Source organism: Tepidiforma sp., from assembly GCF_026419595.1.
In the GTDB taxonomy this organism is placed as follows: Bacteria; Chloroflexota; Dehalococcoidia; order Tepidiformales; family Tepidiformaceae; genus Tepidiforma.
Genome location: NZ_JANZZD010000004.1, coordinates 1 through 14,320 on the forward strand (window position 1 = coordinate 1; position 14,320 = coordinate 14,320).

General features: G+C 73.0%; 17 protein-coding genes. 10 read left to right on the top strand and 7 right to left on the bottom strand.

Features of this window, described 5'->3' with window-relative positions; genetic code table 11:
• Nucleotides 1-619: 619 nt before the first annotated feature.
• The 3 genes from N2041_RS03125 to N2041_RS03135 all read right to left on the bottom strand — a co-directional run bounded on the left by N2041_RS03125 (nt 620) and on the right by N2041_RS03135 (nt 3,789).
• Nucleotides 620-1,426 carry an ABC transporter permease subunit gene (locus N2041_RS03125; RefSeq protein ID WP_297676013.1) on the bottom strand — a complete coding sequence of 269 codons (807 nt, stop codon included), beginning with the start codon at nt 1,424-1,426 and terminating at the stop codon, nt 620-622.
• Complete coding sequence (locus N2041_RS03130; protein ID WP_297675711.1) at nt 1,426-2,328, bottom strand: ABC transporter ATP-binding protein; 903 nt, start codon at nt 2,326-2,328, stop codon at nt 1,426-1,428. Before N2041_RS03130 ends, N2041_RS03125 begins: the two co-directional genes overlap by 1 nt.
• Nucleotides 2,329-2,574: 246 nt before the next feature.
• Nucleotides 2,575-3,789, bottom strand: a complete 1,215-nt coding sequence (locus N2041_RS03135; protein ID WP_297675713.1) for a hypothetical protein — start codon at nt 3,787-3,789, stop codon at nt 2,575-2,577.
• Between the two features lie 101 nt (nt 3,790-3,890).
• Between N2041_RS03135 and N2041_RS03140 the strand changes: the two genes are divergently transcribed.
• Nucleotides 3,891-5,177, top strand: coding sequence for a multidrug effflux MFS transporter (locus N2041_RS03140; protein ID WP_297675715.1), 1,287 nt, complete (start codon nt 3,891-3,893; stop codon nt 5,175-5,177).
• Here the strand turns inward: N2041_RS03140 and rlmB are convergent.
• Nucleotides 5,095-5,874, bottom strand: coding sequence for a 23S rRNA (guanosine(2251)-2'-O)-methyltransferase RlmB (gene rlmB / locus N2041_RS03145; protein WP_297675717.1), 780 nt, complete (start codon nt 5,872-5,874; stop codon nt 5,095-5,097). The genes N2041_RS03140 and rlmB overlap by 83 nt on opposite strands.
• A gap of 65 nt (nt 5,875-5,939) precedes the next feature.
• On the opposite strand from rlmB, the gene N2041_RS03150 reads away from it, so the two are divergent.
• From N2041_RS03150 to N2041_RS03165, 4 genes are all read left to right on the top strand, one after another.
• Nucleotides 5,940-7,223, top strand: a complete 1,284-nt coding sequence (locus N2041_RS03150; protein ID WP_297675720.1) for a MiaB/RimO family radical SAM methylthiotransferase — start codon at nt 5,940-5,942, stop codon at nt 7,221-7,223.
• Nucleotides 7,220-7,936 (top strand): alkaline shock response membrane anchor protein AmaP, encoded by a 717-nt coding sequence (gene amaP, locus N2041_RS03155; protein WP_297675722.1) that lies wholly within the window; start codon nt 7,220-7,222, stop codon nt 7,934-7,936. Before N2041_RS03150 ends, amaP begins: the two co-directional genes overlap by 4 nt.
• Nucleotides 7,929-8,492 carry an SMC-Scp complex subunit ScpB gene (gene scpB / locus N2041_RS03160; protein ID WP_297675724.1) on the top strand — a complete coding sequence of 188 codons (564 nt, stop codon included), beginning with the start codon at nt 7,929-7,931 and terminating at the stop codon, nt 8,490-8,492. The genes amaP and scpB overlap by 8 nt, the downstream gene beginning before the upstream one ends.
• A 159-nt stretch (nt 8,493-8,651) precedes the next feature.
• A complete protein-coding gene (locus N2041_RS03165) occupies nt 8,652-8,894 on the top strand; it encodes a hypothetical protein (RefSeq protein ID WP_297675726.1) in 243 nt (80 codons plus the stop codon).
• A 160-nt stretch (nt 8,895-9,054) separates the two neighbouring features.
• Here N2041_RS03165 and N2041_RS03170 read toward each other — a convergent pair whose 3' ends face one another.
• The 3 genes from N2041_RS03170 to N2041_RS03180 are packed head-to-tail and all read right to left on the bottom strand — an operon-like array spanning nt 9,055 to nt 11,284.
• Nucleotides 9,055-9,774: a thioredoxin domain-containing protein gene (locus N2041_RS03170; RefSeq protein ID WP_297675728.1), complete on the bottom strand. Its 720-nt coding sequence runs from the start codon at nt 9,772-9,774 to the stop codon at nt 9,055-9,057.
• Complete coding sequence (locus tag N2041_RS03175; RefSeq protein WP_297675731.1) at nt 9,755-10,609, bottom strand: alpha/beta hydrolase; 855 nt, start codon at nt 10,607-10,609, stop codon at nt 9,755-9,757. Before N2041_RS03175 ends, N2041_RS03170 begins: the two co-directional genes overlap by 20 nt.
• Before the next feature lie 36 nt (nt 10,610-10,645).
• Nucleotides 10,646-11,284: an HAD-IA family hydrolase gene (locus N2041_RS03180; protein ID WP_297675733.1), complete on the bottom strand. Its 639-nt coding sequence runs from the start codon at nt 11,282-11,284 to the stop codon at nt 10,646-10,648.
• Nucleotides 11,285-11,370: 86 nt separating this feature from the next.
• Between N2041_RS03180 and N2041_RS03185 the strand changes: the two genes are divergently transcribed.
• The 5 genes from N2041_RS03185 (at nt 11,371) to N2041_RS03205 (ending at nt 14,150) form a co-directional block, all read left to right on the top strand.
• The gene (locus N2041_RS03185; RefSeq protein ID WP_297675734.1) at nt 11,371-12,270 is read left to right on the top strand and encodes an MBL fold metallo-hydrolase; all 900 of its coding nucleotides are present in this window, start codon (nt 11,371-11,373) and stop codon (nt 12,268-12,270) included.
• On the top strand, nt 12,267-12,845 hold the full coding sequence (locus N2041_RS03190) for a DinB family protein (protein WP_297675736.1): 579 nt from the start codon (nt 12,267-12,269) through the stop codon (nt 12,843-12,845). The genes N2041_RS03185 and N2041_RS03190 overlap by 4 nt, the downstream gene beginning before the upstream one ends.
• Before the next feature lie 63 nt (nt 12,846-12,908).
• Nucleotides 12,909-13,277, top strand: a complete 369-nt coding sequence (locus N2041_RS03195) for a response regulator (protein ID WP_297675738.1) — start codon at nt 12,909-12,911, stop codon at nt 13,275-13,277.
• A 42-nt stretch (nt 13,278-13,319) separates the two neighbouring features.
• A complete protein-coding gene (locus N2041_RS03200) occupies nt 13,320-13,691 on the top strand; it encodes a helix-turn-helix domain-containing protein (protein WP_297675740.1) in 372 nt (123 codons plus the stop codon).
• Nucleotides 13,692-13,766: 75 nt separating this feature from the next.
• Nucleotides 13,767-14,150 (top strand): LysM domain-containing protein, encoded by a 384-nt coding sequence (locus N2041_RS03205; protein ID WP_297675742.1) that lies wholly within the window; start codon nt 13,767-13,769, stop codon nt 14,148-14,150.
• Nucleotides 14,151-14,320 lie beyond the last annotated feature (170 nt).

Here is a 14,320-nt window from a genome sequence, read left to right on the forward strand (position 1 = left end):
GGAGGTTGGAGGTTGGAGGTTGGAGGTTGGAGGTTGGAGGTTGGAGGTTGGAGGTTGGAGGTTATCCTCTCTCCCCGTTCCCCGTTCCCCGTTCCCCGTTCCCCGTTCCCCGTTCCCCGTTCCCCTCCCGTCTCCACACTCCCACCTCCCAACTCCGTAGTCACGGGGCTCCGTCCCCGCGGAGGGCCGGTGAGGCCCACCCGGGCGTCCGAATTCAAGCTACCGCCTCCCGCCTCCCGCCTCCCGTTTCCCCCTCCCCGTTCCCGGAGCATCCGTTGGGCGCATGGCGCCCCGCGGGGACGGAGCCCCGCGACTACGACCTCGCCTGCCGCACCGCCCCGTGTTGGGGGTTGAAGGTTCGAGGTTGACGAATCCGGGGTCCGTCGCACGCTCCCCCACCTCCCACCTCCCACCTCCCGCCTCCGTAGCCGCGGGGCTCCGTCCCCGCGGAGGGCCGGTGAGGCCCACCCGGACCTCCGACTCCCGGCTCCCGTGCCCCGTCTCCCGCCTCCCGCTTCCCGTCTCCCGCCTCCCGCCTCCCGGCTCCCGCTTCCCGGCTCCCGCTTCCCGTCTCCCGGTTCCCGACTCCCCCTTCCCGCCTCCCGCCTCCCGGTTCCCGCTACTTCCTCCTCCGCCCGCCGCCCACGCCGATGTCCCGCCGTTCGAACATCACGACCGCCCCCGCGAGCAGCACGGCAGCAGCCGCCAGCAGGACCAGCGGCTGCCACGCATCGCCCCAATCGCCGCTCAGCACCCCCGAGACGTCCGACCACCAGAACGGCTGCGCCTTCCGCCACGGCCGCAGCCAGTCGACGAGGTTCGCAATCGTGTTCAGCACGTAGGCCGCCACGGCGAGCAGCGTCGACATCGCCGCCGCTGCCGCCCGCCCCGGCAGCGCCGCCCCCGCCAGCAGCGCGAGCGCGAGGAAGAACCACAGCACCGGCACCGTGAGCACCAGCGCCGCCGCGACCCGCAGCGGGCTCAGTTCGAACTCCACCAGCGCCTGCCCCGCGTACACGCCCAGCCCGCCGAGCAGCATCGCCACCGCGAGCGCCGCGCCGAGCCCCGCCGCCTTCTCCAGCACCACCCGCCGCCGCCGCACCGGCTGCGCCAGCAGCAGCTCCAGCGTCCCGGCCGACTCCTCGCCCGCCGTCGCGCCCGTCCCGTTCACCACCGCGAAGATGACGAGGATGATCGGCACCGCCATGAAGAATTCGCCCGAGAGGTAGCCCGCCGGCGTCGTGTAGCCCGCTTCGCCGCCGAACGATTGCCACCATTCGGGCAGCTGCGCCCCCGCGAGCGTCTCCTGGATCGACGGGAACAGCGCCACGTAGAGCAGCCCGAGCCCGAAGGCGAGCGCCCCGCCGCCGAAGGCCGTCACCCGCGCATCGCGGAACGCCTTCCACGCCACCGGGAACCGCCGCATCACGGCCCGCCCTCCTCGTAGTACTCCCGGACGATTTCCTCCAGCGTCGGCGCCGAGGTGCGCAGGTCGGCCACGCGGAACGCCGCCAGCGCCTTCAGCAGCGGGTCGAACTCCCCCGTTACTTCGAACTCGATGACCCGCCGCTCCCGGCGAATCTCCCGCACCCCCGGCCCGGCGATCGCGCCCGGCGGCGGCGCGTCGTCCGCGAACGTCACTTCGCAGTGCCGCACCGCCCGCTCCTTTAGCCCGGCGACCGTATCGAGCGCCACCAGCCGCCCCCGCTTCAGCACGGCCACGCGCTCGCAGACCTGCTCCACTTCGCTCAGGACGTGCGACGAAAAGAACACCGTCGTCCCGCGCGCGGCGGCCTCCCGCAATAGCTCCCAGGCCGTGTGCTGCACGATCGGGTCGAGCCCGCTCGTCGGCTCGTCGAGCAAGAGCACCGGCGGCTGCGCCATCAGCGCGAGCAGGAGCCCGAGCTTCTGCCGCGTCCCCTTCGAAAGCGAGCCCGCCTTTTGCGAAAGGTCCAGCTCCAGCCGCCGCGCCAGCTCGTCCATGTACGCGCGGTCCACCGCCCCGCCGCGCAGCGCCGCGAAGTACGCCGCCGTCTGCTCGCCGGTCAGTCCCGGGTAGAGCCGCAGGTCGCCCGGCAGGTAGCCGATTCGCCGCCGCACCTCCAGCGAATCCCGCTGGCAATCGAACCCCAGCACCCGCGCTTCGCCGCGCGTCGGCCGGATGAGGTCGAGCAGCAGCCGGATCGTCGTCGTCTTCCCGGCGCCGTTCGCCCCGAGGAAGCCGAAGATCTCGCCCCGCTCCACGCGCAGGTCGAGCCCCTCGAGCGCGACCGTCTCGCCGAACGTCCGCGTCAGGTCGTGCGTTGCGATCGCTGCCGGCTCCGCCATGGCGGCATTCTCCGCCCGCCGCCGAACGTCCGCCACGGCCGAACGGCCCTCAGTTCCCTCCCAACTCCCAACTCCGTCGTCGCGGGGCTCCGTCCCCGCGGAGGGCCGGCGAGGCCCACCCGTATGCCCGAAGTCACCCCCTCCCGCTTCCCCCCTCCCGCCTCCCGGTTCCCGCCTCCCGGTTCCCGCTTCCCACTTCCGGCTTCCCGCCTCCCGGTTCCCGCCTCCCGCTTCCCGCCTCCCGCCTCAGTCCCCCGGGGCGATGCCCAGCACCTGGAGCTGCTCCGCGCGCAGCACGACCTTCCCGCCGAGGCGCACCTCCGCGCCTCCCTCGCAGAAGACCGCCCAGCGCGGGTCCCGCACCTCCGCCCACGGCCCCGCATCAACGGCGTTGCTGGCGCATAACTTGGAGGGCAGAGCCGGGTCATTCCACCCAGCCGCGATCGCTCCCGGGTTCGGCACCCGCTCCAGCTTCCCGCTGGCGAACGTGAACAGGTACACCTCGGCGCCGGCCTGCCACGCGTAGCACTCGCCGCCCGTCGGCGCCGGGCGGACCGGGTACGCCTCCAGCAGCACGGCGTCGGCGCCGGGCGCGAAGCGCATCGGCCAGAACGCGAAGCCGTCGAGCCCCGCCCGTCCGGCCTCCCGCCCGGTCACCGGGTCGGCGAAGACCAGCTCCCGCGCCGCGATGGCGATGCCCATGCACGCCCACGTCCAGCCGCCCGGTGCCGTCGCCATGAGCCGCCCGCCGGGCTCGATGCCCGCCACGATCGGCCCCCGCCGCGCCACGCTCCCGTCCAGCCGCACCGAGGCGAACACCCCCGGCCCGTCGCGGTGCGCGAAGCCGAACACCTCCAGCCCCAGGTCGTCCGCGTGCCAGCCCTCCGGCGCCGGCCACGCGCCGACCGCCGGCCCGAAGACGTCCATGCCCCACTCCCGGACGACCCGGCCGGTCGCCACCTCGAACACGATGAGCCCGCCGTTCTCCCGGTCCCGCAGCCCGGCGTCCTCCCAGCCGATGGCGAGCAGCCGCCCATCGTGCGAGAGCGCCGCCGTCGTCGGCCGCTGGTCCTCCCGCCAGTCCATGAGCACGCCGAGCTCCCGCCCATCGAGCGCCCGGCGCACGACCCGCTTCTCTCCCACGGTCACCACCTCCCGCCCGGCGAGGAAGACCATCCCCGGCGTGAGGAAATCGTCCCTGCCGCCGGCCTGGAACCGCGCCGCCTCGTCTCCCGTCGCCGCGTCGAAGCTCACCACCTCCAGCAGCGGGTAGCTTCGCCCCGGCGTGTCCTCGCTCCCCGACTGCACCGCCACGACGGCCAGCGGCCGCGCCGCGGAGGGCGTCTCCGTCGCTGCCGCCGTCCCGCCCGGCTCCGCGGGCCGCTCGCTCTCGCCCCCGCTGCAGGCGGCGGCCGCCGCGACCGCCATCGCGCCTGCTGCTGCCAGGATCAGCCGCCGCATCTCCGCCTCCCCGGGAATGCCTCCCGCCCAAATCAACGGCGCCGGCGGGAGAAAAGTTCCCCGCCTGTCGCGATCCGCGCCTCGCCCGTACGATGCCCCGCATGGCCCAGCCCCCCGCCGCGCCGCGTTCCCGGGTCGAACGCCCGGCCGCCACCGCCGTCCTCGTCGGCATCGCGGCCCTCGCTCCCATCGCGGTCGACGTTTTCCTTCCCTCGATGCCCGCGATGGCCCGGGAGTTCGACACGAGCACGGGCACGCTCTCACTCGCCGTCACGCTGTTCATCTTCGCCTTCGCCGGCGCGCAACTCTTCTGGGGGTCGTTCTCCGACCGCGCCGGCCGGCGGCCCGCCCTCCTCGCCGGACTCGCGCTCTTCGTCGCCGGCAGCCTCCTCTGCCTCGCCGCGCCGACCATCCCGGTGCTGCTCGCCGGCCGGGTGCTGCAGGGCCTCGGCGGCGGCGCCGGCCCCGCCATCGCCAACGCCGTCGTCATCGATACCTACCGCCGCGAACGGGCGATCGGCATCCTCGCGCTCATCACCCTCTCCATCGCCCTCGCCCCGATGATCGCGCCCGTCTTCGGCGGCCTCATCCAGGAGTACGCGACCTGGCGCGTGGTCTTCGTCCTGCAGGCCGCCGTCGGGGTCGCCCTCGCCGCCGCCTTCCTCGCCCTGCTCCCCGAGACGAACCGCGCCCCCGACCCTTCCGCCCTCGCCCTCTCCCGACAGGCAGCGAACTACCGCCGCCTCTTCCGCTCCCGCACCTTCGTCACGGCCGCGCTGCTCATGGGCCTCCTCTTCGCCGGCCAGCTCATCTTCATCTCCACGAGCTCGTTCGTCCTCGTCGACGACCTCGGCGCGAGCCCGCTCGTCTTCGGCCTCAGCTTCGGTTTCGTCTCCTTCGGCATCATGGCCGGCGCCACCGCCTGCCGCCGCCTTTCGACCCGCTGGCCGCCGGGCCGGATCGTCCTCCTCGCGGCCGCGATGGGCTGGGCCGCGGCCGCCGTGATGATGGCGCTCGCCCTCCTCGGCGTCGAAGCCCTCCCCGCGACGGTCCTCCCTGCGTTCGTCATCCTCGCCGGCAACGGCATGGCCCGCCCGGCCGCGACCGCCACCGCGCTCGCCGACTTCCCGGAGATGGCCGGCCTCGCCTCCGCCGTAATGGGCTTCACCCAGATGGCGCTCGCTTCGACGGCGAGCATCGCCTTCTCCGCTGCCGTGCAGCCCGGCCCGGCCACGCTCGCCGGCGGCATGGCGGCAGCTTCCACGGCCGCGCTCGGCCTCTTCCTCCTCGCCCGGCCGCCGGCCTTCAGCCCCCGGTCGCCGGCGCCGGGAACGGGTGCTGCCGCCGCCACAGGTACGCCAGCGCGCCCGTCGCGACCGCCACATTGAGCGATTCGACCCGCGGGTCCATCGGCAGCGCCACCCGGAAGTCGCTTTCCCGCAGCAGCAGCTGGCCCACCCCCTCGCCCTCGCTCCCCACGATGAGCGCCGTCCGCCCCGGCCAGTCGAACGCCGTCGCCGGTTCGCTCCCCTCCCCCGCGTCCGCCGCCGCCACCCAGTACTCCGCCTCCTTCAGCGTCCGCACCGCCTGCGCGAGGTTCTGCGGCGCCGTCACCGGCGCGATGAAGCTGAGTCCTGCGCTCGCGCGGTGCACCCCCGGCGTGATGAGCGCCCCCCGCCGCAGCGGCAGCACGATCGCATCCGCCCCCACCGCGACCGCCGTCCGCAAGATCGCCCCCACGTTCTGCGGGTCCGTCACCCGGTCCAGCAGCAGCACGAGCGACTGCCGCCCGGCCGCCTTCGCCACCGCCTTCAGGTCCACCGGCTCCACCGGCCGCACCCGGGCCAGCACGCCCTGGTGCACGCCGTCGCCGCTCAGCTCGTCCAGCCGCCGGGCGTCGACCCCCTCCACCCGCAGCCCGGCCTCCCGCGCCCGCTCGGCCAGCGCCAGCACCCGCTCGTTCGCCGTCTCCCGGTAGTACAGCAGCGATTTCGCGTGCCCCGTCTCCAGCGCCATCGCCACCGCGTTCACCCCGTAGGCGATGTCGTCCGGCGTGCTGTTCGGCTTCGGGCGCAGGCGGGCCATCCCCCCGAGTTTCGCACGCCCCGGCCTGAGGCGCGCCGCCGCATCCATGCCGTACCCTGAAGCACATGGGCCGCCCGCTCGCCGCCGTCCTCACCCTCGGCTGCAAACTCAACCTCGCCGATTCCGGCGAAATCGCCGCCGGCCTCCGCCGCGCCGGCTACGACGTCGTCGACCACGTCTGCGAAGCCGACGCCTACGTCATCAACACCTGCTCCGTCACCCACGTCGCCGACGCCAAGTCCCGCAAGCTCATCCGCTCGATGCGCCGCCTCGCGCCCGCCGCCCGCGTCGCCGTCACCGGCTGCTACCCCCAGTCCGCCGGCTTCGATGCCGTCCGCGACCTCGGCGCCGACTTCGTCGCCGGCACCCGCGATGCCGACAAGGCCGCGCTCGTCGCCTTCCTCGCCGCCGATGCGCCGCCGCCTGCTCCCGCCGCACCCGCGTTCGAACCGGCGCCGCTCGTGCCGGGTCTCACCCGCGCCTTCGTCAAAGCGCAGGAAGGCTGCAACGACGTGTGCGCCTTCTGCATCGTTCCCCGCACGCGCGGCCGCGAAGAGAGCCGCGCCATCGACGCCGTCGCCGCCGAAGTCCAGCGGGCCGTCGATGCCGGCGCGCGCGAAGTCGTCATCACCGGCACGCAGCTCGGCGCGTGGGGCCGCGACCTCGACCCGCCCCTCCGCCCCCACCACCTCATCTCCGGCGTCCTCGAGCGCACCGAGGTGCTGCGCCTCCGCTTCAGCTCCCTCCAGCCGCAGGACATCACGCCGGAGCTGCTCGCCCTCTGGCAGGACCCGCGCCTGATGCCCCACTTCCACCTCGCCCTCCAGTCCGGCAGCGAAACCATCCTCGCCGCCATGCGCCGCCGCTACACCGCGCGCGACTTCCTCCTCGCGGCCGAGCGCATCCGCGCCGCCGTGCCGGCCGCCGCCATCACCACCGACGTCATCGCCGGCTTTCCCGGTGAAACCGGGGCCGATTTCGAGGCGACCCTTGCCCTCTGCCGCGAGGTCGGCTTCGCCCGCATCCACGCCTTCCCCTACTCGCAGCGGAGCCGCACCGCGGCCGCCCGGATGCCCGGCCAGCTCCCGCCAGAAGTGAAGAAGGAGCGGATGGCCCGCCTGCTCGCCCTCGGCGAGGAGCTCTCCCTCGCCTTCCGCCGGGTCCACCGGGGCACCACCCGCCCCGTCCTCTGGGAGGAAGAGAAGTCGGGCGAGTGGTTCGGCCACACCGACAACTACATCCCCGTCTACGCCCCCGGCGCGAACCTCCGCAACCGCGTGACGCCCGTTGAACTCGGCGAGGTGTACCATGACGGCGTGCGGGGAACCCTCCCCACGGAGGCACCATGAACGCCGTCCGAAGGCTCCTGCTCGCCGCCTACAGCATCCTCCTCCTCGCCGCCTGCGGCGGCCTCTTCGCCCTCGCCTGGAACCAGGATAAGAAGCTCGACATCCAGGTCGGCGACTTCAACCTCCAGGCCTTCGTCATCTCGAGCGACGGCGCCCGCCTCGTCTTCGGCCTCGTCCTCGCCGCCGTCGCCGTCGTCGCCTTCCTCTCCCTCCTCGCGGCCGTCTGGCGCAGCGGCGCGCCCCGCTCCCGCGGCGTGCTCGCCCTCCGGCAGGAGGACGGCGGCACGGTCGAAATCTCCGCCGCCACGCTCGAAGCCATCCTCCGCGACGCCCTCCAGGCCCTGCCCGAAGTGCGCCGCGCCGAACCCCGCGTCGACGTCCGCTCCGGCGCCGTCGAAAGCCACATCGACGCCACCATCGAGCCCAGCGTCAGCATCGCCATGGCCACGAAGGTCATGGTCGATACCGTCCACGCCGTCCTTCGCGAGCAGGTCGGCGTCACCAGCGTCCGCCGTCCGGCCATCCGCATCACGTACGACGAGCTCGCCGCCCGCCCGGCCGGCATGCCGCCCGCGCGGCCCGCCTTCGCGCCCGGTCCCCCGCCCCCGCCGCCGGGCGCCGGGCAGGCGGCCCCGCCCGCACCCATCTTCCCCGCCGCGCGCGGGGTCGAGACCCCCGAACCGCCCGACCCGGAGCGCCGGCCCGATGCCTGACCGTCAGCCGAACCGGGCGCCATCCGCGAACGAACTCCCGTGGGTGCTCGAAGCGCTCCTCTTCGTCGCCGAAGAGCCGCAGCCGCTCGGCGCGCTCGCCCGCGCCGCCGGGGTGAGCGAAGCCGCGGCCCGCAAGGCCCTCGCCCAGCTCGCCGCCGACTACCAGGCGCGCGGCCTCCGGCTCATCGAAGACGGCCAGAAGTACCGCCTCGGCGCCGCCCCGGAGTATGCGCCCTACATCGAAGCCCTGCTCGGCGCCGGCCCCGGCCAGCGCCTCAGCCGCGCCGCCCTCGAAACGCTCACCATCATCGCCTACCGCCAGCCCTGCACCCGCGCCGAAATCGAAGCCATCCGCGGCGTCAACAGTGACCGCCACGTCGCCATCCTCGAACAGCGCGGCCTCATCGAGCAGGCCGGCATCGGCGACGGCCCGGGCCGTCCGAAGCTCTACCGCACCACCATCCGCTTCCTCGAGCACTTCGGCATCAGCAGTCCGAGGGAGCTCCCGCCGCTCCCCGAAGAGCCCGCGCCCGAAATCGTCAACGCCGAGGTGTGACCCGGGCGATGGCCCCGGGGCAGGCCGGTAAAGGCCCCGTGGGCCGGGTGTGCGTCCGCCCTGCCCGTGGTACGGTCGAAGGACACCAACCGTTCGTCACGTGCGAACGATTCGCGGCGCGCCCTCGGCGCCGGCCAGCAAGGAAGGCGGCGCGCACCCGTGGACCTCTACATCGGCAACCTCAGCTACCTCACCACCGAAGCTGAGCTGCGCGACCTCTTCGCGCCGTTCGGCCCGGCCGTGCCCCCGCACCTCGTGCTCGATGCGGCCGGCATCTCCCGCGGCTACGCCCTCGTCCCCTTCGACGACCCGGCCGCTGCCGATGCCGCCGTCCTCGCCCTCAACGGCAGCCTCCTCCACGGCCGCGTCATCATCGTCCGCCCCGCGGCCCCCGGCGAGTAGGCCGCGCCCCGGCTGCCCCGCCCTTCGCCCGCTTACCCCGCCCCGGGGTTGGAGGTTGAAGGTTGAAGGTTGGAGGTTCGAGGTTGCCGGCCCTCCAACCTCCCAACTCCTGACTCCCAACTCCCATCTCCCATCTCCCAACTCCCAACTCCCATCTCCCCTACCTTCCCGCCTGCGCGAGCACCTTCTGCCACTCCGCCCACGTCCCCGGGTTCTGGTATACCGCGCCGTCGATGACGAACGTCGGCGTCCCGTTGATGCCCAGCTTCGAGGCCTCCGCCATGTCCGCCACGATGGCATCGACCGGCGCCGAGGTGCCGATGCACGCCTCCCACGCCGCCATGTCGAGCCCCGCGCGCTCCGCCATCGCCCGCAATCCGTCGTAGATGAACGACTCCCCGAGCGACGGCCGGCCGCCGTTCGCCGCCCGCGCCTGCGCGGCGAAGAGCAGGTTGTGGTATTCCCAGAACCGGTTCTGCTGCGCCGCGCACCACGCCGCAATCGCCGGCCCGGCCGTCAAATCCCGCAGCGGCAGGAAGCGGTACACCAGCGCCGCTTTCCCCGTCACCACGTACTCCTCCACCAGCCGGGGCTCCACGTTCACGGTGAACTCGAGGCAGTGCGGGCAGCCGAAGTCCGCGTACATCTCGATGACCATGGGCGCATCGGCCCGCCCCAGCCGCACGCCGTCGGCGAGCCCCGCCGGGACCGCCCGCGCCTCCAGCGCCGCAGCCGGGTCCGCCGGCGCGGTCGCCGCCGGGGTGGTCCCGCCGCCGCCGCCCGGCGCATCGCCGCCGTCGCCGCCGCACCCGGCGGCCAGCCCCGCCGCCACTGCCGCCGCCGCTGCGCCGAGCGCCAGCCTACGCACCAAGGAAGGCATTCACCTGCTCCATGAAGGTCTCGAACTGGTCGTGGTGCACCCAGTGCCCCGCACCCTCCACCTCCACCGCCCGGTAATCGTGGAACGCCGAGAGGTCCGGCGGTCCGCCCGGCCGCGTCCCCCAGCTCTCCCGCCCCCAGATGACCAGCATCGGGCAGCGGATCTGGTTCCAGAGGTCGCGCGCATCCTCCATGTTGAACTCGTACGGCGACCCCGCGTGGGTGTAGTTGTCGAACTTCCACGTATAGCCCGATTCCGCGGGCCGCACCCCGTGCTCGGTCAGGTGCCGCGCCAGCTCCGGCGAGAGGTGCCGGTTCGCTTCCATCATCCGGTGCGTCGCATCGTCGATCGTCGGGTAGGTGCGCAGCTGCCGCCGCTCCAGCTCCCGCATGCTCTCCACCCACTGCCGCATCCGCTTGTGGGCCGGCCGGCGCTCCCGCTGCCAGCCGAGCCCGCCCAGCCCCTCGATCGTCACCAGCCGCGTCACCTTCTCCGGGAAGGCCCCCGCGTACTGCAGCGCCACCCCGCCCCCGAGGCTGTGGCCGATGATCACGTACGGCGCCCGGCCGATCGCTTCCCCCAGCGCGTGGATGTCCAGCGCGTAGTCGATGATCGAGTAGTTGCCCCCGATCGCCCAGTCCGAATCGCCGTGGCCCCGCAGGTCCGGCGCGTACACGCAGTACCGGTCCGCCAGCGCCCGCGCGACCCGGTCCCACGACCGCGCATGGTCGCGCGTCCCGTGGATGAGGATGAGCGGCGGCTTCGCCTCGTCGCCCCAAACCAGGTAGTGCAGCTTCAGCCGCTGCGAGGTGTACCAGCGCGATGCGGGCTCCATCTCCCGCAATCGTACGCGCCGCGCCGGTCCCCGTCCTCAGAGCCGCGGCAGCGGGATGCCCAGCGCCTCCTCCAGCTCGTCGATCGCCCGCGTCGTCTCGTCCACCTTGATGGTGTGCATCCCGAGCGCCTTCGCGCCCTTCAGGTTCGCACCGAGGTCATCGAGGAAGACCGCTTCCGGCGGCTCGATGCCCAGCTGCTCGCAGGCGATCTGGTAGATCCGCGGCTCCGGCTTCCGCACCCCCACGATCGCCGACTCCACCACCACGTCGAACAGGCTGTGCACGTCGATCCCGCTCGTCCGCCGCTGCGCCGGCTCGTCCCGCGCCACGTTGTTCGTGATGCTCCCCAGCTTCACCCGGCCCCGCAGGTGGCGCACCACCGCCACCATCTCCGGCCGCTCGCCGAAGCCCTGGAAGAACCATTCGAGGAACTGCCGCCCGTTCGCCGCCGTCTCCAGCCCCGCGATGTGCCGGTCGAACAGCTCCGCGAACCCCTCCGGCGGGATTTCGCTCCGCTCGAACCGCGACCAGGGCCCATCCTCCGGCGCGAAAATCGCCACCCGCACCTCGTCCGGGATGCCGTACTCCCGGCAGAACTCCTTGATCCGCGTCACCGGCGAGTGCGTCAGCACCCCGCCGATATCGAAAATCGCTGCCCGGTATCTGCTGCTCATGCCCCGATCCTACCCGCGCGGCCGCTAATGGACGCCCCTCCCGAATCTCTGCTAGAGTGCCACGAATCCGAAGGAGATTCGAGACAGTGCAACAATTCGACATCGTCTTCCTCGGCACCGGCAGCCCCCTCCCCAGCCCCGATCGCTGCGGTGCCGGCCACGTCATCGTCGCCGGGGACCAGCACGTCCTCGTCGATTGCGGCTGGGGCGCCGCCCGCAACATCCTCGCCGCCGGCATCATGCCCGCCGCCATCGACACCGCCATCTTCACCCACATGCACTCCGACCACATCACCGACGTCCCCGATTTCCTCTTTCTCCGCTGGACCTCCGGCGCGCGCACCCCGCTCCGCGTCTACGGCCCCGAAGGCACCGGCGAAATGGTCGAAGGCTTCCTCCACGCCCTCCGCCGCGACATCGGCTTCCGCATCGCCCACCACGGCGACAAGCTCCACCCCGACGGCATCCTCGTCGAAGTCACCGAAATCAGCGCCACCCGCCGGCCCGAGCCCTTCTTCGAACGCGGCGGGCTCGTCCTCGAACGGTTCGAAGTCGACCACTTCCCCGTCGTCCCCGCCCTCGGCTACCGCGCCCGCTTCGACGGCCGCACCGCCGTCCTCTCCGGCGATACCGCCTTCTGCGAATCCCTCCTCCACGCCGCCGAGGGCGCCGACATGCTCGTCTGCGAAGCGCTCAACACCCGCCTGCTCGACGAGCGCATCCGCGCCCTCCGCGCCGTCGGCCGCGACCTCCAGGCCTCCCTCTTCGACGACATCCCCAGCTACCACATCGACGTCGCCGAGGTCGCGCGCCTCGCCGCCCGCGCCGGCGTCCGCCAGCTCGTCCTCGACCACCTCATCCCGCCCGTGCCGAACGCCGGCCCCGAGCTCGACCGCTTCACCGCCGGCATGGCCGACCACTTCGCCGGGCCCATCCGCGTCGCCCGCGATACCGAACGCATCCCCGTCACCGGAGCCGCCCAGTGAGCCACGAAGCGATGTTCGTCTCCTCCCTCTGCAACCGCATCCGCGCCATGAACCTCCTCTGGGAGCGCGCCATCAGCGATATGACGCTCGAGCAGCTCAACCACCACGAGCGCCCCGGCGTTCTCCCCGTCGCCTTCAGCTTCACCCACTACCTCCGCGCGCAGGACCAGTCCGTCAGCGCCATCTTCCTCGGCGAACCTCCGCTCTGGCAGCAGGGCGCCTGGGCCGCGAAGACCGGCGTCGCCGTCGATGCCCTCGGCCGCGAAGAAACCGTCGAACAGATGGAGCACCAGCGCATCGCCGACCTCGACGCATGGAAGGCGTACCAGGCCGAAGTCACCGCCCGCACCGCCCGCGTCCTCGACACGCTCACCGCCGACCGCCTCGCCGAGGTCGTCCTCCCCCAGCTCCCGCCCAACATGCAGCAGATCTTCTGCGCCCTCGTCATCGGCCCCGGCGCACCGCTCCGCCGGCTCGACGTGCTCGAATGCTTCGTCTACCAGCACGGCCTCCGCCACATGGGCGAAGTCGAACACGGCCGCGCCCTCGTCGGCCTCGGCGGAATGACCTCCTGACCGCGAAGGAACGGCCGTTCGGCAGTCGCCACCTCTTGACGATTGCCGCATACTCGAAGTGTCATGCCAGCCGATGACACCGCCGCGCCGCGCATCCTCGTCGTCGACGACGAGGATGCCGTGCGCAGCATGCTCACCCGCGCCCTCGCCCTCTGGAAGTACGAAACCGTCGCCGTCCCCTCGGGCGAAGAGGCCATCCGCCTCCTCGAAGCCGGCGAGCAGTTCGCGTGCATCCTGCTCGACCTCACCATGCCCGGCATCGGCGGCGAAGGCACCCTCCGCGAACTCGACCGCGTCGCCCCCGGCACGCCCGTCGCCATCATGAGCGGCTACCCGCGCGACGACCTCGCCCGCGAAGGCCGCCGCTTCCTCGCCAAGCCGTTCGACCTCCAGGCGCTCCGCGACCTCGTCGCCGAGCTCGCCGCAACCTGAGCAGCCGGCCAGTGCCCCCGCCCGCGGTGGTATCCTGAACGTGTGAGCACCGACACCCGCGGCGCCGCCGACGTCAGCCCCTACTGCCCGGCCTTCCAGCACACCGTCGAACTCATCGGCCGGCGGTGGACCGGCGCCATCATCCGCTCCCTCCTCGCCGGCTCCAGCCGCTTCACCGCCATCCTCGCCGCCGTGCCCGGCCTCTCCGACCGCCTCCTCGCCGAGCGCCTTCGCGAACTCGAAGCCGAGGGCATCGTCAGCCGCACCGTCTACCCCGAACACCCGGTCCGCATCGAATACCGCCTCACCGAAAAAGGCCGCGAACTCGAACGGATCGTCGCCGCCATCGATGCCTGGACCGCCCGCTGGGGCGAACACCCCGGCGGCGAGCTGCCCGGCGAGCGCATGGACTGACGCGCGCCGCGCCCTGTTTACAGCCCATCACATCATCGCCTAGGCTTCGCCGCGGGGGCCCTGATGGAGGGTTCGATGCGCACGTCGCTCGCCGGCATCGTCCTGGCCGCGCTCCTCGCGGCCGCCTGCGGCGGAGGCGGCGGCCCCGGCGGCAACCCCTTCGACGGCGGTCAGGCGTCGGCCGGCACCGCCACCGCCCCGGCCGGGACGGCGCCCGCCGGCCAGCAGCCGGCCCCGTCCCCGAGCCCGGCCGCCTCGCCCTCGCCGACGCCGAACCCCGGCACCTACACCGTCCAGGAAGGCGACACCCTCGGCGCCATCGCCGAGCGCTTCGGCGTCACCATCGAAGCGCTCGCCGCCGCCAACGCCCTCGCCGACCCCGACCTCATCTTTCCCGGCCAGGAGCTCCGCATCCCCCAGCCCGGCGCCGCCACGCCAACCCCAACCCCCACCCCGTGATCCCGCCCCGGAGGTTGGAGGTTGAAGGTTGGAGGTTGGAGGTCGGCCTTCCTCCCGCCTCCCGCTTCCCGCCTCCCCCGCTCCCAACTCCGTAGCCGCGGGGCTCCGTCCCCGCGGAGGGCCGGGAGGCCCACCCCGACGTTCGATTTCACCCGCTTCCCGCCTCCCGC